This is a genomic window from Roseovarius carneus (assembly GCF_020141465.1).
Lineage (GTDB): Bacteria > Pseudomonadota > Alphaproteobacteria > Rhodobacterales > Rhodobacteraceae > Roseovarius > Roseovarius carneus.
In genome coordinates this window covers 926,739-948,100 of record NZ_JAHSPD010000001.1, presented here as the reverse complement: position 1 = coordinate 948,100, position 21,362 = coordinate 926,739, and the positions used below count along the sequence as shown (strand labels likewise).

Genomic DNA, 21,362 nt, shown 5'->3' with positions numbered 1-21,362 from the left:
ATGGCCACCGTTGCCGTCACCGATGAGACTTTCGACGCCGAAGTGAAGAATTCCGATATCCCCGTTGTGGTGGATTTCTGGGCCGAATGGTGCGGCCCGTGCAAACAGATCGGCCCGGCTCTGGAAGAGCTTTCGGCGGAGATGGGCGGCAAGGTCAAAATCGCCAAGATCGACGTGGACAGCAACCCGAACTCCGCCGTCGCCATGGGCGTGCGTGGCATTCCCGCGCTTTTCATCTTCAAGAATGGCGAAGTGATCTCGAACCGCTCTGGCGCAGCCCCCAAAGCGGCGCTGCAAAGCTGGATCGAAGACGCGCTCTGAGCCGTCTCATCGATACGAAATTCAGGGCGTCCCTCGGGGCGCCCTTTTTGCATCTGGTTGCGCTTGGCCCCCCTCACCCGCATATATGAGCCAAGAGCGAGGAGAACGTGATGGATCAAAACAGCTTCCCCGGATGGCACGGCACCACCATCATCGGCGTGCGCAAAGGCGGGCGTGTTGTGGTGGCGGGCGACGGTCAGGTGAGCCTTGGCCAGACGGTCATCAAAGGCACCGCACGCAAGGTCCGCCGCCTCAGCCCCGGTGGCTTTGATGTGGTTGCGGGGTTTGCGGGCTCCACCGCCGATGCGTTCACCCTGCTGGAGCGGCTGGAGGCCAAGCTGGAAGCCACGCCCGGACAGTTGCAGCGCGCGAGCGTTGATCTCGCCAAGGACTGGCGCACGGATAAATACCTGCAAAAGCTGGAGGCGATGCTGATCGTGACCGACGGCTCAGAGCTTTTCGTGATCACCGGCGCCGGCGACGTGCTTGAGCCGGAGCATGATGTGGCCGCCATCGGATCGGGCGGTAACTATGCGCTGGCTGCCGCGCGCGGGATGATGGAAACGGACCGCAGCGCAGAGGAGGTGGCGCGCGCCGCCATGGCCATCGCCGCCGATATCTGCGTCTACACCAACGGCAAACTGACGGTCGAAGAGATTGAGGCACAGGCCTGAATTCGACCCTATTACACCGCAACGGAGCCCAAAATGTCTGACCTGACCCCCCGCGAGATCGTCTCCGAGCTGGACCGTTTCATCATCGGCCAGAGCGACGCAAAACGCGCCGTGGCCGTGGCCTTGCGCAACCGCTGGCGGCGCAAGCAGCTGAGCGATGATCTGCGCGATGAGGTCTACCCCAAGAACATTCTGATGATCGGGCCGACCGGCGTGGGCAAGACCGAAATCTCCCGCCGCCTCGCCAAACTGGCCCGCGCGCCCTTTATCAAGGTGGAGGCCACGAAATTCACCGAGGTGGGCTATGTCGGCCGCGATGTGGAGCAGATCGTCCGCGATCTGGTGGACAGCGCCATCGCCATGATCCGCGAACAAATGCGCGAGGATGTGAAGGCAAGCGCCCACACCGCCGCCGAGGAGCGTGTGATCACCGCCATCGCAGGTGAAGATGCGCGCGAGGGCACGCGTGAGCTTTTCCGCAAAAAGCTCAAAAGCGGGGAGCTTGACGACACGGTCATTGAGCTTGATGTGGCCGATACGTCAAACCCGATGGGCGGGATGGAAATCCCCGGCCAACCCGGCGGGCAAATGGGTATGATGAACCTCGGTGATATCTTCGGCAAAGCCTTTGGCGGGCGCACGGTACGGCGCAAGATGAAGGTCTCCGAAAGCTATGAGGTGCTGATCGGGGAGGAGGCGGATAAGCTTCTGGACGACGAGACCGTCACCCGCGCCGCCCTTGAGGCGGTTGAGCAAAACGGCATCGTGTTCCTCGACGAGATCGACAAGGTCTGCGCACGTCAGGATGCGCGCGGCGGCGACGTGAGCCGCGAAGGCGTGCAGCGTGATCTCTTGCCCTTGATAGAAGGCACGTCGGTGAGCACCAAACATGGCGCGGTCAAGACCGACCACATCCTCTTCATCGCGTCGGGTGCGTTCCATATCGCCAAACCCTCGGACCTGCTGCCCGAATTGCAGGGCCGCCTGCCCATACGGGTTGAGCTACGCCCCCTCACGGAGGCGGATTTCGTGCGCATCCTGACCGAGACGGACAACGCACTGACCCTGCAATACACGGCGCTTATGGGGACCGAAGAAGTGACAGTTGATTTTACCGAAGACGGCATCAAGGCGCTGGCCAAGATCGCGGCGGAGGTGAACCAATCGGTCGAGAATATCGGCGCGCGTCGCCTTTATACGGTGATGGAGCGTGTGTTCGAGGAGTTGAGCTTTCACGCGCCCGACCGGGCGGGGCAGTCGGTCACGGTGGACGCCGCGTTCGTTGACAAAAATCTCGGCGAGCTGGCCAAATCCACGGATCTGAGCCGCTACGTGCTTTAACGCCTCTTTCTGATCTTAAATACCAATCCACAGACGCGCCATTCACCGCCGCATGGGTAACGGGCCACGGCCTCTGCGCGGCCTTGAGCGCATATAAAGCCCTGTGCGCCACAAGGCGCTCTACTGGATCACGCCCGCGTTTGCCCTTCCCTTCGCTAAAGTTTCGCGCCACCAAAGAGCGATGAACACACTCGGCTTTCTTCGTGATAATGCACGCTGGCTTTCGGCTGGTGTTTTGCTGACATTTCTCAGCAGCTTCGGGCAGACCTTCTTCATCTCCATCTTCGCGGGCGAAATCCGTGAAGGGTTCGGCCTCAGCCATGGGCAATGGGGCGGGATCTACGCGCTTGGGACCACGGCCTCGGCCATTATGATGATCTGGGCAGGCGGGTTGACCGACCAATTTCGGGTGCGCGGCCTTGGCGCGATCATCCTCGCGATGCTTCTGGCCGCGTGCCTTTTCATGGCGCTCAACCCGGTCTGGTGGCTCTTGCCGCTGGTGATTTTCGCGCTGCGCTTCACCGGGCAGGGCATGACGAGCCATATCGCGGTCGTGGCCATGTCGCGCTGGTTCATCGCCACACGGGGACGGGCGCTCTCGGTGGCCACGCTGGGCTTTGCCGCGGGCGAAGCGCTTTTGCCGCTGATTTTCGTCACGTTGATGATCACAATCGACTGGCGCATCTTGTGGGTTGTCGCGGGTGTTATCGCCGCCCTCGGCATCCCGCTTTTGATGCTCTTGCTGCGCGAGGAGCGGACGCCGCAATCGCTGGCCAGCTCCAATCAGGCCTACGGGATGGACCTGCGCCACTGGACCCGCAACGAGACCCTGCGCCATTGGCTTTTCTGGTTCATGATTCCGGCGCTTCTGGGTCCCGCGGCCTTCAACACCGCGTTTTTCTTTCATCAGGTGCATTTCGCCGAGGTGAAAGCCGTGGACCATATCGAGCTAGTGGCCTTTTTCCCGTTCTACACAGGGGTCAGCATCGCGGCGATGGTTCTCAGCGGCTGGGCGCTTGATAAATGGGGCACGGCGCGGCTCATCCCGTTTATGCAGCTACCCATGGTGGTGGCGTTCCTCGCCTTTGCCTTTGCCGAGGGGCCTGTGGGCCTGACCTTGGGGTTCCTCTTTCTGGGGCTCAACACGGGGGTAAATACCACGCTGCCCGCCGCCTTCTGGGCCGAGTTTTATGGCACCCGCCATATCGGGTCGATCAAGGCAATGGCGGCGGCGGTTATGGTGTTTGGATCCGCCATCGGGCCAGGGATCACCGGGCTGGGCATCGACATGGGCGTAGGGATAGAGGTGCAGTATATCGCGGTGGCGGGCTTTTTCGTCTTCTCGACTGTGATGATGACCATCGGCATCCTGCGCGCGGCCCCACGGCTATCGCGGGCGGCGTAGATAGACGTAATAGGCACCGCCGCCGCCATGTTTGCCATGCGCCTTGCTTACCTGCATCACCATTTGTGAAAGCGGCGGCAGGCTGAGCCAATGGGGCACGTTATGGCGCAAAACGCCCTGCCGCACGGGGATCGGCCCATCGCCATCCGTGCGCTTACCCTTGCCCGTGATCACGAGGATCAGCCGTTTGCCCTGCCCATGGGCGCGCATCACGAAGCCATTGAGCGCGTTATGCGCACGGTCCACGGTCATCCCATGCAGGTCAATCCGCGCTTCCGGCTTCATCTTGCCGCGTTTGAGCTTGCCAAACGCTTTGCGGTCCATCGTGGGTGGGGCGGGCGTGTGATAATCCGTGAGGCCGGGGAGAGTGTCGCGGGTCTGGGCGCGCTCTCCCACTTTGAACGCGGGCAGGGGGAGGGGCTTTTTGGGCGCGGGCTGTGAGAGGGCCGCTTTGGGCGTGAAGCTATCGGTGAGGTCCGCCTTGGCGGGGGGCCGCATCAAGGGCTCTGCCGTGCGCGCAACCTGTCGCCAGAGGTCAAGCTCGTCTGGTCGCACCCGGCGACGGCTCATGTCAACGCCTCTGGCTCAGCATTCATTATTTCAGCGCCTCTGGCGCGAGGGCATAGGCCCGCTGGATCGGCATCAGGACAATCATCCGGCCCGGATCGCGCAAACGCCCTGCAATACGCCCCGCCTGATCCCCGGTGCCCATGAAAAGATCGCCACGCTGCGCCCCCTTGATGGCCGAGCCTGTATCTTGCGCGATCATCAGCCGCCGGATCGGCCCATTGCCGCCCTTTTCCACCCAAACCGGCGCGCCCAACGTGACAAAGGCAGGGTCCACCGCAATCGAGCGGCCCGTGGTGATCGAGCGGTTCATCGCGCCCAAAGGCCCCTTGTCGGCTGGCACCTGATCAACCCGGCGGAAGAAAACATACGAATCGTTAGTGTGCAAAAGGGCTGCCCCTTCGACCGGGTTGCGCCGGACCCAGCTCTGAATCACCTGCGCGCTGACCTGATGGGGCTGATAGACGCCACGTCGCACCAATTCGGCCCCGACGGAGCGGTAGTTATGTCCGTTGGACCCACCAAAGCCCACGCGAAGCACCTCCCCATCAGGAAGACGCACGCGGCCCGAGCCTTGAATCTGAAGGAAAAACTTCTCAACCGGATCATCCACCCAGACGATCTCAAGCCCCCGGCCACGCATGGAATCCCCGGTCTCAATCTCGCGGCGGGTGAGCCATGGGTTGATCTCTTTGGCCTCGGGTGGCTCGCGATAAAGCGGGTAGCGAAAGCGCGCGGAAGGTTGCAGCGAACCTGTCAGCTCAGGCTCGAAATACCCAGTGAAGAGGGCAGGCTTGCCATCCGTTATCATGATGGGACGAAAGAAAAGCTGGAAAAAGCCCTTGGCGTCAGGCCCTTGCTGGGCCAGCGCACAGAGCGAGAGCCAGTCAGGATCGTGCATATCAGTGCAGGTTTCCAAAAACGCGGTAAGCGCTTGGGCATGATCGTCCGCTTCCCACCCATCAAGGTCGGAGAAGTTCAGGATTTCATAGGTGGTCTCGGACGCAAAGGCGCCGCCCGGAAGGGGCAGCGCCAATATAAGGGCGGTCAGAGCCGCCCGGATCATTCGCCCGTAGCGACAAGGCGCCAGTTGGGATCATCGGTCCCCATCATGCGCTCAAACGTCCAGATATCTTTCTGACGCTTGGATTTGCCAGCCTCGCCTTCAACAAGATCGCCCTTGGCGTTGTAGACGACGGAGGTAAGCTCGCCGATGAACTTCACAACGACATTGGCCTCGCCTGTCTCCGTAACAAAAGTCGCATCATGCAGCGACACCTCACGCACACCAAGGAACTCTGCCTCGATGGTCAGGCCTTGGTCTTTGCGCATCTTGATGACTTCATCGAAGGTTTCGGCAACGTCATCGCCAAGCAGGGGGCGGATTTGCTCCATATCCCCATTCTCAAAGCCCATGAGAATCATCTCATAAGCGCCGCGTGCACCGGACAGGAATTCACCTACTGCAAAGGACGGCTCGGCGCGCTTCATCTCGGCCAAGGCGGCGGCAGCTTCGCTGTCTTCGGGGACGTGGTCGATGATATCATGATCAGGTCCGCCCTCGATCACTTCAAAGCCGGGGTTACGACGTGCAGGCGCACCTTCGATCGGCGCGGGGGGCGTCTCAAAGCCTTCGCGGGTGCCAAGCACGCTGCGCAGGCGCAAGATCAGGAAAACAGCGATGCCGGCAAGGACAAGAAGCTGTATAATGGCCGTGTTCATGGTCACCTCATTCTGGGCAAGACTTGGAAATCTCCGGGTTCCGACCTTATGTAGGTGAGCAAGAGGTCCAAGTCCACCTTGGCCCCTCAAAACAAAAGGATGTGCGGCTATGTGGCTCCTCTTGGCGTTTATTACGGTCCCACTCATTGAAATCGGCCTGTTTATTCAGGTTGGTGGCTGGCTTGGGCTTTGGCCAACGCTGGCCATCGTTCTGGTGACAGCCCTCATTGGGACATGGCTTGTGAAAACCCAAGGCGCTATGGCGATGATGGCGCTGCGGGACTCGTTCTCGGAACTTCGTGACCCGACAGAGCCGTTGGCCCATGGGGCGATGATCCTTGTCGCGGGTGTTTTGCTTCTGACGCCGGGATTTTTTACCGATGCGGTGGGGTTTGCGCTCCTGACGCCGCCCTTTCGGCGCGCGGCCTTTCTCTATTTGCGCAAGCGGATCAAGGTACAAGGGTTCCAAACGGGTCCGGCAGGTCCCTCGGACCCTCAAGGCAGGCGGCCCCGACCCGGTCCCGGCACGATCGAGGGCGATTACCGGGATGTGACCCCCGACCCAGATGCGCCAAACGGCCCATCGGGATGGACAAAGCATTGAGGCCAGTTCTGAAACCGGGTAGATGGGCCAGCGAGATTTAGAGCATCACATTCAGCAGGAGACGATCATGGCAGATGAGGACAAAGGCGCAGCAAAGGCCGGAAATGGCGCGGCCCCCGCAGCCCCCAAGGAGCAGGCGCCCCAAGTGAAGATGCAGATCCTGACGCAATTTGTGCGCGATCTTTCATTTGAGAACGTGCTTGCCCAGAAAGGGATCGGCGGCGATGTCCAGCCGGACGTGACTGTAACCGTCAACATGGACGCGAAAAAGCGCAGCGCCGAGAACCAATATGAGGTGATCATCAAAAGCACGATTCAGTCCAAGAACAAGGGCACCGAAGATATGCTCTTTATGCTTGAGCTTGAATATGCGGGCGTTTTTCTGGTGGATAACGTGCCCGAGGATCAGCTGCACCCGTTCTTGATGATCGAATGCCCCCGGATGCTCTTCCCGTTCTTCCGCCGGATCGTGTCGGATGTGACGCGCGATGGTGGGTTCCCGCCGCTTAACCTCGAAAACATTGATTTTGTTGGCATCTACCGGCAGGAAATCATGCGTAGGCAGGCGGAAATGGCCAAGGGCGATCAGCCGATCGTGTAACCCAGCCTGCGCCACATGGCGCTGTCGCCCATACCATCGACAAAGGCCGCATGCGCCTTTTCTTCCGCCTCGGTCATCCGGGGCGGAAGTTTCTTTGGCCGTGGCCCAGCGCGCCATGTGGGCGATTGCGCGGGCCCTGAGCCTTGGGTGCTTTGGGTGCTCAGGCCAAAATCGGGCTGCCGCCCGCCGATGAGTTCAAGATAGACCTCGGCAAGGATTTCGGAATCGAGAAGCGCGCCGTGGAGTGTCCGGGCCGTGTTGTCGATGTTGAACCGGCGGCAGAGCGCATCAAGGGACGCAGGCGAGCCGGGGAATTTCTTGCGCGCGATCATCAACGTATCAACCGCCTGATCCATCGGAAGCTTAGGCAGTTTGAGCCAGCTCAGCTCGGCATTGATGAATTTCATGTCAAACGAGGCATTGTGGATCACCATCGTGGACGTGCCAACGAATTCCAGAAAATCATGAGCGATCTTGGCGAAAACCGGCTTGTCGCGCAGGAAATCATCACCAAGCCCATGCACCTGAAAGGCCTCCTCGGGCATGGCGCGCTCGGGGTTGATATATTGGTGATAGGTGCGCCCCGTGGGCATGTGGTTTTCCAGCTCAACCGCGCCAATTTCCACAATGCGGTCGCCCTGATCCGGTTCAAACCCGGTGGTTTCCGTATCTAGAACGATCTCACGCATGTTGGCCTGCCCTGATGGTTGCAAGAATATCTTGGACCTGCGCGCGGGCGTGTTCAACCGTATCTGTGGTGATGACATAATCAGCAAGGGCGCGCTTTTCGGAATCAGGCATCTGCTTGGCGAGAATCGCATCGAGTTGCGCCTCGGTCATGGTCCCGCGCTCCAGAACGCGGGCGCGCTGAATTTCTGCTGGTGCGGTGACGACGACGACCGCATTCATATGCTTCTCACCGCGTGTCTCGTAAAGCAGGGGGATATCCAGCACGACGATATCCGCATCTGTGCCACGCAAAAACTGCGCGCGGTCTTGGGCCACGAGAGGGTGCACAATCCGCTCGATCTGCGCCAGCGCCTCAGGTGTTTCGGCGAGGATGGCCTTCAGCGCGTCCCGCGACACCGCGCCGTCATGGACTGTATCGGGGAATGCCGCTTGCATCGGGGCCACAGCCGCACCACCCACGCCATAAAGCCGGTGCACCGCCGCGTCCGCGTCCCACACGGGACAACCCGCCTCGGCAAAGAGTTTCGCCGTCGTGGATTTGCCCATTCCGATGGAGCCCGTCAAACCCAGCCGGAATGTCATCTGAGCGCCGCGGCCCGTGTGGCGCTGTCAACGGTGGGGCGCGCACCAAACCAACGCTCAAACCCAGGCACCGCCTGATAGAGCAACATGCCAAGGCCATCCACGGTGCGACAGCCCATTTCCTCGGCCGTGAGCAAGAGGTTTGTCTTGAGCGGTGCATAGACCAGATCGGTCACAACCGCCCCTTTTTGCAACCCATCAAGCGGCACGCGCAGCGGCGGCTTGCCAAGCATCCCGAGCGATGTGGTGTTCACGACCGTCGCCGCATATTCCATCATATTGCCCGCCTGCACCCAATCAAACACCCGCAACCGCTTGCCAAATTCTTGCTGAAGCGCCTCGGCGCGCACACGCGTCCGGTTGGAAATCAGGATCTCAGGCACGCCTGCGTCCAAAAGCGACGCCACCACGGCACGCGCAGCACCACCCGCACCCAGCATCGCGGCAGGCCCCGCGCCAGGGTTCCATCCAATCCCAGCGCTTTGCAGGTTTTTCACGAAGCCGTATCCATCGGTATTGTCCGCGTGAATTTTGCCATCTTTGCGAAAGATCAACGTATTGGCAGCCCCAATAAGAATAGCGCGGTCCGTCACCAAATCGGCGATCTCGATCACCTTTTCCTTATGCGGAATGGTGATGTTAATCCCGACAAACCCCGCCTTGGGCAGGCTGCGCAACACTGTTTCCAGATCATCCGGGGCCACATCCATCGGCACATAATGCCCAGCCAGCCCCATTGTTTTAAGCCAATGCCCATGGATTTGCGGCGATTTGGAATGTGCGATCGGATGCCCGATGACGCCAGCGAGTGAGATTGGGTGTAGGGTCATGTCTCAAGGTCTCCACGCAAGCTGAGATAGGAGAGCAGCTCCAGGAGCGGCAGGCCGAGGACATGGAAGTAATCCCCGGCGACGCTGGAAAAGAGCCGCGCCCCCTCTTCCTCCAACTTATATGCGCCAACCGCGTGGCGGATGCTATCCCAGTTTCGCGCGACATACCCATCGAGATAGGTATCCGAGACATCGCGCATCTGCATTCGAACAGTGCCTACATGACGCCAAAGCGGCTTTCCCGCCTCGTAAATAACGGCCGCTGTGAGAAGGCGATGCGTCTTGCCACGCATGAATTGTAGTTGTGCTTTCGCGTCCTCGGGGCTTTGAGGTTTGCTCAGAAGGCGTGCGTCCAGCTCAAGCACCTGATCCGCGCCGATGACCAAAGCATCCGGGCGCTTGTCGCTCAGCTTGCGGGCTTTCATTTCGGCCAGCGTATCTGCAATATCACGCGGCGGCGCACCCTCAGCAACAAGGGCCATTCGGATCGCGTCTTCATCCACCCGTGCGGCAATCGCGTCAAAGTGGACCCCCGCATTTCGGAGCAAAGTCGCGCGGATTTCAGACTGGGATGCCAGCAGGATGGGGGCAGTCATGTGGATAACCTGTGGTGTAGGTGGGGCACGCTTCTGTGCAGATAGGAAGGTTATGCCCAGATGGGGCGGTTTGTCCAAGAGGTTGGGACGTTTCGCGAGATTCTGGGAAAACAATCCGCCTGTGGAGTGTATGAATCATGGGGTGTGGATCAGCGCTCGGCGTTAGAGGTTGTCCCTTTATTGTCCACAGGCTTTCTTATCTCAGACATAAACTTAACATTTTGAATAATAATTATATTTCTGGTAGATCACCAGTTAACTTGGAATAAGCGGATGATATCTTATACCTGTTGGTGAACTATGGGATAACAAAGGTATCCACATTATTGGCGGCCCCTGCTTCATCATCCTCCTTTTCTATATTTCTATTTTATTTATAGAGAAGGACTCAGAGATCTGGAGCATGCCATGTCCGATATTTTGATGTCCCTCTATCCGTGGACAAAATCCCTGCATATCATTTCCGTTATCGCTTGGATGGCGGGGCTCTTCTATTTGCCTCGGCTCTACGTCTATCATGCGGAGCAATCAAAACCCGGTGATAGCCGCGATGAGATTTTTCAGGTGATGGAGTTGAAGCTCCTGCGGCTCATTATGAACCCGTCGATGATCGCCACATGGGTCTTTGGCCTTGCTCTTGTTGTCACGCCCGGTGTGGTGGATTGGGAGGCTGTGTGGCCCTGGACCAAAGCGGGGAGCGTGTTGGCCATGACATGGTTCCATCACTGGCTCGGACGGCGTCGGAAGGAGTTCATGGAGGGTGAGAGCCCGATCTCTGGGCGGACCTTCCGGATCATGAACGAAGTGCCAACCATTTTGCTGGTGATCATCGTCGTCTCGGTGATTGTGCGCTTCTGACCGCGCTAGTGCTCAATTGACTTCGGTGACCGCGCGCTCTATTGCCAGTGGTAGCCGCCCGTTCGGGATGCGCATTTTCCATAGGCCCTCCAGATGACCTCCGCACGTTGGGGGCGCTCAGGTATTTATATGTCCGAAGACCGTCTTAACCTATCCGACCTCAAGGCGCATACCGCCAAGGATCTTCTGGCCATGGCCGAAGAGCTTGAGATCGAAAACGCCACCACGATGCGTAAGGGCGAGATGATGTTCTCGATCCTGAAAGAGCGCGCTGAGGAGGGTTGGACCGTCTTTGGCGACGGTGTGATCGAAGTGCTGCAAGACGGGTTTGGGTTTTTGCGCTCACCTGAGGCAAATTACTTGCCCGGCCCCGATGATATCTATGTCTCGCCCGAGATGATCCGCCGCTATTCGTTGCGCACGGGTGATACGATCTATGGAGAGATGCAGCAGCCCGAGGAATCGGAGCGCTACTTTGCCCTCACCGGTGTATCTCTGATCAATTTTGAGGATCCTGAGAAGGCGCGACACAAGATCGCGTTTGATAACCTTACGCCGCTTTATCCGGATGAACGGTTCAAGATGGAGATCGAAGATCCAACCATCAAGGATCGTTCTGCACGGATCATTGACCTTGTGGCGCCCATCGGGAAAGGGCAGCGATCGTTGATCGTCGCCCCCCCTCGGACGGGTAAGACAGTGATCTTGCAGAACATTGCGGCGAGCATTGAGCGCAATCACCCTGAATGTTACCTGATCGTTTTGCTGATCGACGAGCGGCCTGAAGAGGTCACGGATATGCAGCGCTCGGTCAAGGGCGAGGTGATTTCATCGACTTTTGATGAGCCGGCGACACGGCACGTGGCTGTGAGTGAGATGGTGATTGAGAAGGCCAAGCGTCTGGTTGAGCATAAACGAGATGTAGTTATCCTGCTCGATTCGATCACAAGACTTGGTAGGGCTTACAACACTGTTGTTCCATCTTCCGGTAAGGTTTTGACTGGCGGTGTGGATGCGAATGCTCTGCAACGGCCGAAACGCTTCTTCGGTGCTGCTCGAAATATTGAAGAGGGTGGATCGCTCACCATCATTTCCACTGCTCTGATTGACACCGGCAGCCGGATGGATGAGGTGATCTTTGAAGAGTTTAAAGGTACGGGCAACTCAGAGTTGGTCCTGGATCGCAAGATTGCCGACAAGCGCGTCTTCCCTGCGATTGATATCCTTAAATCCGGTACGCGTAAGGAAGAGCTGTTGGTTGATAAGCTGGACCTTCAGAAAACCTTTGTTTTGCGCCGTATTCTGAACCCGATGGGTACAACAGATGCGGTGGAATTCCTGATTTCCAAGCTGAAACAGACCAAGACAAATGCGGAATTCTTCGATTCCATGAACACCTGACACCGGGGGCGATATGGATACGATCTATGCTCTGTCCTCGGCCCAAGGGAAGGCTGGGGTTGCGGTGGTTCGCGTGTCCGGTCCTCTTGCGTTTACAGCATGCACTGCGCTTTGTGGTGACCTGCCGGACGCGCGTCTGTCCAGCCTGAGGGTCTTGCGGAGGGCGGATGGGGTTCGGCTCGATCAAGCGCTGGTCCTGCGGTTTGATGAAGGCGCAAGCTTTACTGGCGAGCCGTGCGTCGAGTTTCAAGTTCATGGAAGCACTGCAGTGGTCGCAGCACTTTTGGGCGCTCTTGGGGCGCTGGAAGGGCTACGCCCAGCAGATGCCGGGGAATTCACACGCAGGGCTCTTGAGAATGGGCGGCTCGATATGGCGCAGGTTGAAGGGCTTGCAGACCTTTTAGAGGCAGAGACTGAGGCTCAGCGGCGTCAGGCGTTGCGGGTGTTTTCGGGGGGTTTGGGTGTTCGAGCCGGTAGATGGCGCAAGGATTTGATTCGCGCAGCTGCCCTTTTAGAGGCGACGATTGATTTTGCCGATGAAGAGGTGCCGACAGATGTATCACCCGAGGTGATGGCCTTGGTGACTGGTGTGCTGAGCGATTTAAAGGCGGAAATCAAAGGCGTGGGTGTGGCTGAGCGCATCCGGTCCGGGTTCGAGGTTGCCATCGTTGGCGCGCCCAATGTTGGGAAATCCACGCTTCTGAACGCTTTAGCGGGGCGCGATGCGGCGATTACCTCTGATATTGCGGGGACCACTCGCGATGTGATCGAGGTACGGATGGATTTGGGCGGGCTCCCGGTGACGGTTCTGGACACCGCCGGATTGCGTGAGACTGACGATGCCGTCGAGGCTCTTGGGGTTGAGCGTGCCCGCGCCCGCGCGGCCCGCGCGGATTTCCGGGTGTTTTTGGTGACCGAGAATCAGGTCGCACCCGAAGGCGTGCAGCCCGGCGATGTTATTGTGACAGCCAAGGACGATACAGGGGCGTTGGGCGGTGTGTCGGGTAAAACTGGCGCCGGTCTGTCTGAATTGATAGGCCGTATTACCCAAGAGCTGTCTCAAAGAGCGGCGGGAGCTGGGCTGGCGACGCGGGTGCGGCACAGGGATTCGATGGAACGTGGTTTGTTGTCATTAGAGGCGGCCCTTGTGTTCATCGCACGGGGCGAGGACAGCGCGGACATTGCCGCCGAGGAGCTGCGGACGGCTGTTCGCGGGCTCGATTCTCTGCTAGGCAGAGTTGATATAGAAAGCGTTCTTGACGAAATCTTCGCGAGCTTCTGCCTCGGGAAGTAAGGAGTGTTTCACGTGAAACATAGTGATTTCGATGTTGTTGTGATCGGTGGTGGCCATGCGGGCGCTGATGCTGCGCATGCTTCGGCCCGCATGGGCGCGCGCACCGCGCTGATAACATTGAAAGAATCTGGTATCGGGGTTATGTCGTGCAACCCAGCAATTGGGGGGCTTGGTAAAGGCCATCTTGTGCGCGAGATTGACGCGCTCGACGGTGTGATGGGTCGTGTGGCCGACGCAGCAGGCATCCAATTCCGGTTGCTTAACCGGCGCAAGGGCCCAGCTGTGCAGGGTCCGCGTGCTCAGGCGGACCGTCATCTTTATCGCCAAGCAATGCTGTTGGAGATGCAGGCTCAGCCAAATATTCAGATCATCGAGGGCGAAGTGACTGATTTTCTGATGGCCGGTGACTGTGTGTCGGGCGTCACGCTTGAAGATGGGTCAGAGATACACGCGGGTGCAGTCATCTTAACCACAGGAACGTTCCTTCGTGGTGTGATCCATATCGGTGATGTGTCGCGTCCCGGAGGGCGGATGGGCGATAACCCGTCGATCAAGCTCGCTGAGCGGATGGATAGTTTTGCTTTAAAAATGGGTCGCTTGAAAACCGGAACACCGCCAAGACTCAAGGGTAAGACAATTGACTGGAGCCTTCTGGAGGAACAGCCGGGGGATGATGATCCTGTCCTTTTTTCCTTTATGTCCAAGTGTGTTACGGCGCGGCAGGTGTCATGCGGGATCACGCATACGAATGAGCAAACACATGATGTTATCCGCGATAACCTAGCGCGCTCCGCGATGTATGGCGGTCATATTGATGGGGTTGGGCCGCGATATTGCCCCTCTATCGAGGATAAAGTGGTCAGATTTGCCGAGAAGACTTCCCACCAGATCTTTCTGGAGCCCGAGAGTCTGTCAGACGATGTGATTTACCCGAATGGCATTTCCACCTCCATGCCGATTGAGGTGCAGGAAGCCTATGTGCGAAGTATCGCTGGGTTGGAGCGGGCGGAAATTCTTCAGCCCGGTTACGCGATTGAATACGACTATGTTGATCCGCGCGCTTTGGACGCCACGCTCGCGGTGAAGGACGTCCCTGGTCTTTATTTAGCTGGTCAGATCAATGGCACAACGGGGTATGAGGAAGCTGCGGCCCAAGGCCTTGTCGCCGGGCTGAACGCTGCCCTTGCAGTTCGAGGCGCTGATCGCGAAGTGTTTAGCCGTGCTGATAGCTATATTGGGGTGATGGTCGATGATCTGATAACGCGTGGCGTCACGGAGCCTTACCGGATGTTTACCTCGCGGGCGGAGTTTCGCCTGTCGCTGCGGGCTGATAATGCGGATCAACGGCTGACGGGGCGTGGGATCGCTATCGGATGCGTTGGACCAGAGCGCCAAAAAGCCTTCGAGGCCAAGCGGGACGCCCTGCATGTTGCGCGGCAACAGTTGGAAGGGGAGAGCTTTACCCCACAGCAGATTGCGCGGGCTGGTGTTGAGGTTAATCTTGACGGCACCAAACGGAATGGATTCCAACTGTTGGCTTTCCCGAAGGTTGGTTTTGATGAATTGGTCCAGCTTAACCCTGATTGGGCTGAGATTGACGCCGTATCTCGGCAGCAGCTTGAACGCGATGCGCTTTACGCAACTTATATTGCGCGGCAAGAGCGTGACGTTGCGGTGATGAAGCGTGACGAAATGCAGGTAATTCCGTTAGATTTTGAGTATGATCTGGTGGATGGCCTTTCGAATGAGTTAAAGGCGAAACTGAAGCATGTTCGTCCTGCTGATCTCGCCCATGCTGCCCGAATCGATGGGATGACACCAGCCGGGCTCACCCTTATTCTGACGCGACTTCGCAAGGCGTCGAGGTCAAGAACTGCATGATGGCGTATGTGGACCGGAATGTTTCACGTGAAACATCGGAGCGCTTGGATGTTTTTGAGGCGCTGGTGCAGAAGTGGAATCCAGCGATAAACTTGGTGTCCAAGAGCAGCCTTCTGGATCTGCGCGCGCGACACATTGATGATTCTGCACAAATACTCGACATCGCCCCAAAAACCATCCGGCACTGGGCGGATTTTGGGAGTGGTGGCGGTTTTCCGGGCATCGTGATTGCTATTTTAATGCATGAGGAAAGCCCCGACGCAAAGGTAACCCTTGTTGAAAGCGATCAGCGCAAAGCGGCCTTCCTGCGCACTGCCTTGCGTGAAACTGGCGTTGCTGGAAATGTTATCTGTGAGAGAATAGAGGCGCTTGAGCCCCTCGGCGTTGATGTGTTGTCTGCGCGTGCGCTTGGGGATCTTGGCATGCTTTTACCCTTTGCTGCCAAGCACTTAACTATAACGGGCACCGCCATTTTTCCTAAGGGCAGGACTTGGGAGGCAGAGCTTGCAGCAGCAAAATCCGAGTGGAACTTCGAGTATCGTGTTGATATGAACAATCTTGAGCCGGATGCGGCGATTTTGTCGATCCAAGGAGTGTCCCGTGCCTGATCCAACACGCCCTGATGGCCCCCGTATCATTTCTATCGCCAATCAGAAGGGCGGTGTGGGTAAAACAACCACGACCATTAACCTTGGTGCCGCGCTGGCGGAGATGGGCCTGCGCGTCCTTATCGTCGATCTTGACCCTCAGGGGAATGCGTCGACCGGGCTTGGTATTGAGGCTGATAATCGCGAGTTTACGACCTATGAGTTGTTGCTTGAGGATATTGACCTTGGTGATGTGGTGCAGGTGACCAAAGATGAAAATCTGATGATTATCCCGGCCACTGTTGATCTCAGCTCTGCCGATATCGAATTGATATCAAACGAAAAAAGAAGCTACCTTTTGCATGATGCCCTCAGGCAGACGGCGATGGATCGCTATGATCTGGATTACATTCTTATTGATTGTCCTCCATCGCTCAATCTCCTAACGGTCAATGCGATGGTTGCGTCACATTCCGTCCTGGTCCCGCTGCAAAGTGAGTTTTTTGCGCTGGAGGGGCTTTCGCAGCTGATGCTGACTATTCGGGAAGTCCGGCAGACAGCAAATCCGCAGCTTCGGATCGAGGGGGTTGTGTTGACCATGTTCGATGCTCGCAACAACCTATCCACTCTGGTTGAAAAAGACGCGCGCGATAACCTCGGAGACCTCGTGTTTCAGACACTAATCCCGCGGAATGTGCGTGTGAGCGAGGCGCCGTCCTTTGCGCTTCCTGTGCTGAGCTACGATTCTAAATCACGTGGTGCGGAGGCGTATCGCGCGTTGGCGACGGAACTGGTGTCGAATAAAGGCCGGGTGGCCGCCTAAATGAGGAGCTTGAGCGATGGTTAACAAAAAAGCAAAGCAGCGCGGGCTTGGCCGGGGCCTCTCTGCGCTTATGGCTGATGTTGCAGATCAACCAACAAGCGATGCGTCAGGGGCTCCCACGGCAGATCTCAGCGTGCCGATAGAGCGCATTCAGCCTAACCCGGATCAGCCGCGCCGCTTTTTTGATCCAGAGCTTTTGGCCGACCTTGCGCGGTCCATTGCGGAAAAAGGCGTCATTCAGCCGCTTATCGTGCGGACAAAGCCTGGCGCGCCCGATATCTATGAGATCGTGGCTGGGGAACGGCGGTGGCGTGCCGCGCAGCAAGCCAAGCTGCATGAGCTTCCGGTGATTGTGCGCGAATTCGATGATCTGGAAGTTCTTGAAATTGCGATTATCGAGAACGTGCAGCGCGCCGACTTGAATCCGGTCGAAGAAGCGGCGGGATATGCGCAGCTTATGGAAAAGTTTGGCCACACACAGGAAAAGCTCGCCGAAGCGCTTGGCAAGAGCCGGAGTCACATTGCAAACACAATCCGGTTGATGCAATTGCCGAGCAGCGTCCAAACCTTTGTTCAGGAAGGAAAACTGTCGGCGGGCCATGCGCGTTCTCTGATCACGGCACGCGATCCCCTGGCTTTGGCCAAGCAGGTGATTGCGAAAGATCTGTCGGTGCGCGCGACCGAGCGTTTGGTCAAGGCGGATGCGGTGAAGGAAAACGTGTTCAGCAAAACAGGGCAGAGTGTTGGTGGGCCGAAATCCAAGGATAAGGACGCGGATACACGCGCGCTTGAGGGCGATCTTTCGGCGGCTTTGGGCATGAAGGTGTCGATTGATACGGAAAAAGCGGGCGAAAGCGGCGCTGTGACCATCCGCTTTGCGTCCTTTGATCAGCTGGACGAACTCTGCGGAATATTGTCGAAAACCTAAGGGGCGAGAAGTTCGGCGATCACACTGTTGAGAATTATGCGTCCGCTGGGCGTTGCGCGCAGCTGGCGTCCCTCAGTTTCAACGAGGCCAAGATCGATGAGGTTTGCCAGCCGTTCTTGATTAAGGCTCATCGGTGACAATGCGCCAAGCCGCTCAAGATCGACGCCCTCGCTCAGCCTCAGGCCCATGATCAAAAGCTCTGAGGCCTGATCCTCGGCGCTGATCTGCTCATGCGGTTTTTCGGTTGTTCCGATCTGCGCACGTCTGAGCCAAATATCCGGGAGCATGTAGGCTTCTGTCGCAAAGCGCTTGCCATTAAGAGTCAGCCGCCCATGTGCGCCGGGACCGATCCCTAGATAGTCACCGTGACGCCAATAGATCAGATTGTGCCGCGATTCAGAGCCTATTTGGGCGTGGTTAGAGACTTCATAGGCTGGCATACCCGCGGCCTCACAGAGCTCTTGGGTCAGTTCATACATATCCACGCCAAGGTCTTCCGTGGGCAAGCCGCGCAGCTTTCCGATTTTGTCACGTGCACCAAAAGCGGTGCCCGGCTCAATGGTCAGTTGGTAGAGCGATAGGTGGTCAATGGCCATTGTCAGCGCCTCACCCAGCTCCGATTGCCACTGCTCCAGCGTTTGATCCTGCCGCGCATAGATCAGATCGAAGCTCACCCGATCAAAACAGGCCCGCGCAATATCGAAAGCCGCACGCGCCTCGGCGGCGGAATGAAGCCGCCCGAGCCGTTTTAAATCCGCGTCATTCAGAGCCTGAATACCCATGGAGACCCTGTTTACACCGGCCTCGGCATAAGCGCGAAAGCGACTGGCCTCAACCGAGCTGGGGTTTGCCTCCAGTGTGGCCTCGAAATCATTCGCCAGTGTCCAATGCTGCCCAATCCGCTCCATTATCCGGGCCACGGTATCGGGGTTCATCAAGCTTGGGGTGCCGCCGCCAAAAAAGACCGAATTGAGGACGCGGCCCGGTGTGAGGGCGGCGGTGCGGTCAAGCTCGCGCAGATAGGCGTCGGCCCATGCGGATTGGTCGATTGTTTGGCTGACATGGCTGTTGAAGTCGCAATAGGGGCATTTGGCCTCGCAATAAGGCCAATGGATATAGAGGCCAAAGCCCCCGTGCCGCCAATCCTCAGTCAAAACAGCCCTTCACCAGCTTGGCGAATGCATCCGCACGGTGGCTGATCTCGTTCTTTGCCCAACGGTCCATCTCGCCAAACGTAATTTCATACCCTTTGGGTTGGAAAATCGGGTCATACCCATGGCCCTGAGACCCCCGCATTGGCCAGACGATCTGCCCTTCGACCGTGCCGGGAAACACCTCGTCATGCCCATCGGGCCACGCGAGGGCCAAAGTGCAGCAAAACCGGGCGGTCCATGGTTTCGGTGCCTCAGATGCGGTGATTTGATCATGGGCCTTGGTCATAGCCATGATAAAGTCGCGACCAGAGCCTGTTTCAGCCCAATCTGCCGTATAGACCCCGGGCGCGCCGTTCAGAGCGTCAATCTCGATACCGGAATCGTCTGAGAGGGCGGGTAGCCCGGTGGCCTTCGCCGCCGCATGAGCCTTGATCCGTGCGTTGCCTGCGAAACTGGTCTCTGTTTCGTCCGGCTCGGGGAGATTCTTCTCGGCGGCGCCCACCACGCTGACGCCATAAGGCTCCAGCAGCGTGGCGATCTCCTCAAGCTTGCCCGCGTTATGTGTGGCGACAAGCAGGGTTTGGCCCGTGAACTTACGCACCCACGGCTTCCCGTTGCAGCGCGGCCAGCTCGCCCACACCTTTTTCGGCCAGATCCATCAGCTTATTCATCTGATCGCGGCTGAAGGTAGAGCCCTCGGCGCTCATCTGCACCTCGATCAGGCGGTGTGAGGCGGTCATGATGAAATTGCCGTCCACGCCTGCTTCGCTATCTTCGGGATAATCGAGATCCATCACGGCCTGACCTGCATAGATGCCACAGGAGATGGCGGCGACCGGATCAACCATCGGGTCGCTCACGACTTCGCCCGCCTTCATCAGTTTCAGTACGGCAAGCTTGAGCGCGACCCAGCCGCCAGTGATAGACGCGCAGCGCGTGCCGCCATCAGCTTGGATCACATCGCAATCCACGGTGATCTGACGCTCGCCCAGGGCGACGCGGTCCACACCGGCGCGCAGGCTGCGCCCGATCAGTCGCTGGATTTCAACCGTGCGCCCGCCTTGTTTGCCCGCCGTAGCCTCGCGGCGCATCCGGCTTGTGGTGCTGCGCGGGAGCATCCCGTATTCCGCCGTGACCCATCCAAGGCCTGAACCCTTCACAAAGGGCGGTACGCGGTCTTCGATTGTTGCGGTGCACAGCACATGCGTGTCGCCGATGCGGATCATGCAGGAGCCTTCCGCGTGTTTCGTGACCCCTGTTTCGATTGAAACAGGCCGCATTTCGCTTAAGTGTCTTCCCGAGGGGCGCATCATTTGATCCTTTATACGTTTAGGAGGGGGATATAGCGCGCCGGGCCAAGAGCCAAGCCCGATTGACCTTTGAGGCCCCTGAGATTTAATGGAACAACCCTATTAGGACTGCGCCTCCGATGACCGATGGCAGAAAGCTGCTGGAAGAAATGAACGACCGCTCGCGCGAGGTGTTTCGCCGTGTGGTCGAGGGGTATCTTGCATCTGGTGCGCCCGTTGGATCGCGTAGCCTGACCCGCGATATGAGCGAGAAGGTCAGCGCCGCCACGATCCGAAATGTGATGCAAGACCTTGAGTTTATGGGTCTCCTTGGCAGCCCGCATATCAGCGCGGGTCGCGTGCCAACCCAAGAGGGGCTGCGCATGTTTGTCGATGGCCTGCTTGAGGTGGGGGATTTGCAAAGCGCTGACCGCGCGCTGATGGACAGCACCATGTCGAGCAATAGTGACGATGTGGGTGACATTCTAGACCGTATCGGCTCGGCCCTGTCGGGTGTGACGAATGGTGCATCGCTGGTTCTGGCGCCAAAGCATGAGGCGCCGATCAAACATATCGAATTTGTGAGCCTTGGGCATGACCGCGCCTTGGTGGTTTTGGTCTTTGCCGACGGCCATGTGGAGAACCGGATTTTCACGCCGCCGCCGGGGCAGACGCCCAGCTCCATGCGGGAGGCCGCGAATTTCCTCAATGCGCTGATTGGGGGCCGCACACTCAGCGATTTGCAAACCGTGATCAGCCGGCAGATTCAGGACCGGCGGCAGGAGATCGACAAGCTGGCCCACGCCATGGTGCAAAGCGGCATCGCTGCGTGGGATGGAGAAGGGGAAAGCCCTGAGCGCCTGATTGTGCGGGGCCGCGCCAATCTTCTGGAGGAGGGGGCGGAGCAAGCCGATCTGGATCGTATCCGTACGCTCTTTGACGATCTGGAGCGCAAGCGCGATATCGCCAATTTCCTTGAGCTTGCCGACGAGGGCGAAGGCGTGCGCATTTTTATCGGCTCCGAGAACAAACTTTTCTCACTTTCGGGTTCCTCTTTGGTGGTCTCCCCTTATATGAACTCTGACCGAAGGATTGTCGGTGCGGTCGGCGTGATCGGGCCAACGCGCCTCAATTACGGGCGGATCGTTCCGATCGTTGATTATACCGCGCAATTGGTGAGCAAGCTGATTGCCGACAGAAGTTAGAGGGCATGA

General features: G+C 58.2%; 24 protein-coding genes. 14 read left to right on the top strand and 10 right to left on the bottom strand.

All coding sequences use genetic code 11. The features are described 5' to 3' along the window. From trxA to KUD11_RS04660, 4 genes are all read left to right on the top strand, one after another. The gene (gene trxA, locus KUD11_RS04675) at window positions 1-321 is read left to right on the top strand and encodes a thioredoxin (RefSeq protein ID WP_109386167.1); all 321 of its coding nucleotides are present in this window, start codon (window positions 1-3) and stop codon (window positions 319-321) included. A gap of 110 nt (window positions 322-431) precedes the next feature. Further along, window positions 432-995: an ATP-dependent protease subunit HslV gene (gene hslV / locus KUD11_RS04670; RefSeq protein WP_109386169.1), complete on the top strand. Its 564-nt coding sequence runs from the start codon at window positions 432-434 to the stop codon at window positions 993-995. 33 nt (window positions 996-1,028) lie between these two features. Further along, entirely contained in the window at window positions 1,029-2,336 is a 1,308-nt protein-coding gene (hslU, locus tag KUD11_RS04665; protein WP_109386171.1) for an ATP-dependent protease ATPase subunit HslU, read from the top strand. Between the two features lie 181 nt (window positions 2,337-2,517). After that, complete coding sequence (locus KUD11_RS04660) at window positions 2,518-3,741, top strand: MFS transporter (RefSeq protein WP_109386173.1); 1,224 nt, start codon at window positions 2,518-2,520, stop codon at window positions 3,739-3,741. On the opposite strand, the gene KUD11_RS04655 is transcribed toward KUD11_RS04660, so the two are convergent. From KUD11_RS04655 to KUD11_RS04645, 3 genes are read right to left on the bottom strand one after another with little or no spacing between them, the layout of a single operon-like run. Continuing rightward, entirely contained in the window at window positions 3,724-4,311 is a 588-nt protein-coding gene (locus tag KUD11_RS04655; protein WP_109386175.1) for a Smr/MutS family protein, read from the bottom strand. The genes KUD11_RS04660 and KUD11_RS04655 overlap by 18 nt on opposite strands. Before the next feature lie 25 nt (window positions 4,312-4,336). Next, on the bottom strand, window positions 4,337-5,374 hold the full coding sequence (gene mltA / locus KUD11_RS04650) for a murein transglycosylase A (protein WP_109386177.1): 1,038 nt from the start codon (window positions 5,372-5,374) through the stop codon (window positions 4,337-4,339). Continuing rightward, a complete protein-coding gene (locus KUD11_RS04645; RefSeq protein ID WP_109386179.1) occupies window positions 5,371-6,030 on the bottom strand; it encodes a Tim44/TimA family putative adaptor protein in 660 nt (219 codons plus the stop codon). The genes mltA and KUD11_RS04645 overlap by 4 nt, the downstream gene beginning before the upstream one ends. 109 nt (window positions 6,031-6,139) lie before the next feature. Here KUD11_RS04645 and KUD11_RS04640 point away from each other — a divergent pair, with 109 nt between their 5' ends. Both KUD11_RS04640 and secB read left to right on the top strand, forming a co-directional pair. After that, window positions 6,140-6,634: an FxsA family protein gene (locus KUD11_RS04640; protein ID WP_109386181.1), complete on the top strand. Its 495-nt coding sequence runs from the start codon at window positions 6,140-6,142 to the stop codon at window positions 6,632-6,634. A gap of 67 nt (window positions 6,635-6,701) precedes the next feature. Beyond that, on the top strand, window positions 6,702-7,235 hold the full coding sequence (gene secB, locus KUD11_RS04635; RefSeq protein ID WP_109388227.1) for a protein-export chaperone SecB: 534 nt from the start codon (window positions 6,702-6,704) through the stop codon (window positions 7,233-7,235). Here the strand turns inward: secB and dnaQ are convergent. Genes dnaQ through KUD11_RS04615 form a run of 4 tightly spaced genes read right to left on the bottom strand, consistent with a single transcriptional unit; the run spans window position 7,220 to window position 9,933 of the window. Continuing rightward, window positions 7,220-7,924 (bottom strand): DNA polymerase III subunit epsilon, encoded by a 705-nt coding sequence (dnaQ, locus tag KUD11_RS04630; RefSeq protein ID WP_109386183.1) that lies wholly within the window; start codon window positions 7,922-7,924, stop codon window positions 7,220-7,222. The two genes, secB and dnaQ, sit on opposite strands and share 16 nt — an antisense overlap. Next, window positions 7,917-8,507, bottom strand: coding sequence for a dephospho-CoA kinase (coaE, locus tag KUD11_RS04625; protein ID WP_109386185.1), 591 nt, complete (start codon window positions 8,505-8,507; stop codon window positions 7,917-7,919). Before coaE ends, dnaQ begins: the two co-directional genes overlap by 8 nt. Then, window positions 8,504-9,337: a shikimate dehydrogenase gene (locus tag KUD11_RS04620; RefSeq protein ID WP_109386187.1), complete on the bottom strand. Its 834-nt coding sequence runs from the start codon at window positions 9,335-9,337 to the stop codon at window positions 8,504-8,506. Before KUD11_RS04620 ends, coaE begins: the two co-directional genes overlap by 4 nt. After that, the gene (locus KUD11_RS04615; RefSeq protein WP_109386189.1) at window positions 9,334-9,933 is read right to left on the bottom strand and encodes a Maf family protein; all 600 of its coding nucleotides are present in this window, start codon (window positions 9,931-9,933) and stop codon (window positions 9,334-9,336) included. Before KUD11_RS04615 ends, KUD11_RS04620 begins: the two co-directional genes overlap by 4 nt. Before the next feature lie 408 nt (window positions 9,934-10,341). Between KUD11_RS04615 and hemJ the strand changes: the two genes are divergently transcribed. From hemJ to KUD11_RS04580, 7 genes are all read left to right on the top strand, one after another. Next, entirely contained in the window at window positions 10,342-10,791 is a 450-nt protein-coding gene (hemJ, locus tag KUD11_RS04610; protein ID WP_109386191.1) for a protoporphyrinogen oxidase HemJ, read from the top strand. Between the two features lie 129 nt (window positions 10,792-10,920). Further along, the gene (gene rho / locus KUD11_RS04605) at window positions 10,921-12,192 is read left to right on the top strand and encodes a transcription termination factor Rho (protein ID WP_109388229.1); all 1,272 of its coding nucleotides are present in this window, start codon (window positions 10,921-10,923) and stop codon (window positions 12,190-12,192) included. Window positions 12,193-12,205: 13 nt separating this feature from the next. Beyond that, window positions 12,206-13,486, top strand: coding sequence for a tRNA uridine-5-carboxymethylaminomethyl(34) synthesis GTPase MnmE (gene mnmE, locus KUD11_RS04600; protein WP_109386193.1), 1,281 nt, complete (start codon window positions 12,206-12,208; stop codon window positions 13,484-13,486). Between the two features lie 12 nt (window positions 13,487-13,498). After that, window positions 13,499-15,367, top strand: a complete 1,869-nt coding sequence (gene mnmG / locus KUD11_RS04595; protein ID WP_109388231.1) for a tRNA uridine-5-carboxymethylaminomethyl(34) synthesis enzyme MnmG — start codon at window positions 13,499-13,501, stop codon at window positions 15,365-15,367. After that, window positions 15,364-15,975 (top strand): 16S rRNA (guanine(527)-N(7))-methyltransferase RsmG, encoded by a 612-nt coding sequence (gene rsmG / locus KUD11_RS04590; RefSeq protein WP_109386195.1) that lies wholly within the window; start codon window positions 15,364-15,366, stop codon window positions 15,973-15,975. The genes mnmG and rsmG overlap by 4 nt, the downstream gene beginning before the upstream one ends. Further along, window positions 15,968-16,777 carry a ParA family protein gene (locus tag KUD11_RS04585; RefSeq protein WP_109386197.1) on the top strand — a complete coding sequence of 270 codons (810 nt, stop codon included), beginning with the start codon at window positions 15,968-15,970 and terminating at the stop codon, window positions 16,775-16,777. The genes rsmG and KUD11_RS04585 overlap by 8 nt, the downstream gene beginning before the upstream one ends. 16 nt (window positions 16,778-16,793) lie before the next feature. Continuing rightward, the gene (locus tag KUD11_RS04580) at window positions 16,794-17,705 is read left to right on the top strand and encodes a ParB/RepB/Spo0J family partition protein (RefSeq protein ID WP_109386199.1); all 912 of its coding nucleotides are present in this window, start codon (window positions 16,794-16,796) and stop codon (window positions 17,703-17,705) included. On the opposite strand, the gene hemW is transcribed toward KUD11_RS04580, so the two are convergent. The 3 genes from hemW to rph are packed head-to-tail and all read right to left on the bottom strand — an operon-like array spanning window position 17,702 to window position 20,169. Then, a complete protein-coding gene (gene hemW, locus KUD11_RS04575) occupies window positions 17,702-18,859 on the bottom strand; it encodes a radical SAM family heme chaperone HemW (protein ID WP_109386201.1) in 1,158 nt (385 codons plus the stop codon). The genes KUD11_RS04580 and hemW overlap by 4 nt on opposite strands. Then, a complete protein-coding gene (gene rdgB, locus KUD11_RS04570; RefSeq protein ID WP_109388235.1) occupies window positions 18,852-19,460 on the bottom strand; it encodes an RdgB/HAM1 family non-canonical purine NTP pyrophosphatase in 609 nt (202 codons plus the stop codon). Before rdgB ends, hemW begins: the two co-directional genes overlap by 8 nt. Next, the gene (gene rph / locus KUD11_RS04565) at window positions 19,453-20,169 is read right to left on the bottom strand and encodes a ribonuclease PH (protein WP_109388233.1); all 717 of its coding nucleotides are present in this window, start codon (window positions 20,167-20,169) and stop codon (window positions 19,453-19,455) included. Before rph ends, rdgB begins: the two co-directional genes overlap by 8 nt. Before the next feature lie 119 nt (window positions 20,170-20,288). On the opposite strand from rph, the gene hrcA reads away from it, so the two are divergent. Further along, window positions 20,289-21,353: a heat-inducible transcriptional repressor HrcA gene (hrcA, locus tag KUD11_RS04560; protein WP_109386203.1), complete on the top strand. Its 1,065-nt coding sequence runs from the start codon at window positions 20,289-20,291 to the stop codon at window positions 21,351-21,353. The last annotated feature ends 9 nt before the right edge of the window (window positions 21,354-21,362 follow it).

Excerpts from the sequence above, each read along its gene's own strand:
- trxA (WP_109386167.1), top strand. The coding sequence starts at position 1 with ATGGCCACCGTTGCCGTCACCGATGAGACTTTCGACGCCGAAGTGAAG.
- hslV (WP_109386169.1), top strand. The coding sequence starts at position 432 with ATGGATCAAAACAGCTTCCCCGGATGGCACGGCACCACCATCATCGGC.
- hslU (WP_109386171.1), top strand. The coding sequence starts at position 1,029 with ATGTCTGACCTGACCCCCCGCGAGATCGTCTCCGAGCTGGACCGTTTC.
- KUD11_RS04660 (WP_109386173.1), top strand. The coding sequence starts at position 2,518 with ATGAACACACTCGGCTTTCTTCGTGATAATGCACGCTGGCTTTCGGCT.
- KUD11_RS04655 (WP_109386175.1), bottom strand. The coding sequence starts at position 4,311 with ATGAGCCGTCGCCGGGTGCGACCAGACGAGCTTGACCTCTGGCGACAG.
- mltA (WP_109386177.1), bottom strand. The coding sequence starts at position 5,374 with ATGATCCGGGCGGCTCTGACCGCCCTTATATTGGCGCTGCCCCTTCCG.
- KUD11_RS04645 (WP_109386179.1), bottom strand. The coding sequence starts at position 6,030 with ATGAACACGGCCATTATACAGCTTCTTGTCCTTGCCGGCATCGCTGTT.
- KUD11_RS04640 (WP_109386181.1), top strand. The coding sequence starts at position 6,140 with ATGTGGCTCCTCTTGGCGTTTATTACGGTCCCACTCATTGAAATCGGC.
- secB (WP_109388227.1), top strand. The coding sequence starts at position 6,702 with ATGGCAGATGAGGACAAAGGCGCAGCAAAGGCCGGAAATGGCGCGGCC.
- dnaQ (WP_109386183.1), bottom strand. The coding sequence starts at position 7,924 with ATGCGTGAGATCGTTCTAGATACGGAAACCACCGGGTTTGAACCGGAT.
- coaE (WP_109386185.1), bottom strand. The coding sequence starts at position 8,507 with ATGACATTCCGGCTGGGTTTGACGGGCTCCATCGGAATGGGCAAATCC.
- KUD11_RS04620 (WP_109386187.1), bottom strand. The coding sequence starts at position 9,337 with ATGACCCTACACCCAATCTCACTCGCTGGCGTCATCGGGCATCCGATC.
- KUD11_RS04615 (WP_109386189.1), bottom strand. The coding sequence starts at position 9,933 with ATGACTGCCCCCATCCTGCTGGCATCCCAGTCTGAAATCCGCGCGACT.
- hemJ (WP_109386191.1), top strand. The coding sequence starts at position 10,342 with ATGTCCGATATTTTGATGTCCCTCTATCCGTGGACAAAATCCCTGCAT.
- rho (WP_109388229.1), top strand. The coding sequence starts at position 10,921 with ATGTCCGAAGACCGTCTTAACCTATCCGACCTCAAGGCGCATACCGCC.
- mnmE (WP_109386193.1), top strand. The coding sequence starts at position 12,206 with ATGGATACGATCTATGCTCTGTCCTCGGCCCAAGGGAAGGCTGGGGTT.
- rsmG (WP_109386195.1), top strand. The coding sequence starts at position 15,364 with ATGATGGCGTATGTGGACCGGAATGTTTCACGTGAAACATCGGAGCGC.
- KUD11_RS04580 (WP_109386199.1), top strand. The coding sequence starts at position 16,794 with ATGGTTAACAAAAAAGCAAAGCAGCGCGGGCTTGGCCGGGGCCTCTCT.
- rph (WP_109388233.1), bottom strand. The coding sequence starts at position 20,169 with ATGCGCCCCTCGGGAAGACACTTAAGCGAAATGCGGCCTGTTTCAATC.
- hrcA (WP_109386203.1), top strand. The coding sequence starts at position 20,289 with ATGACCGATGGCAGAAAGCTGCTGGAAGAAATGAACGACCGCTCGCGC.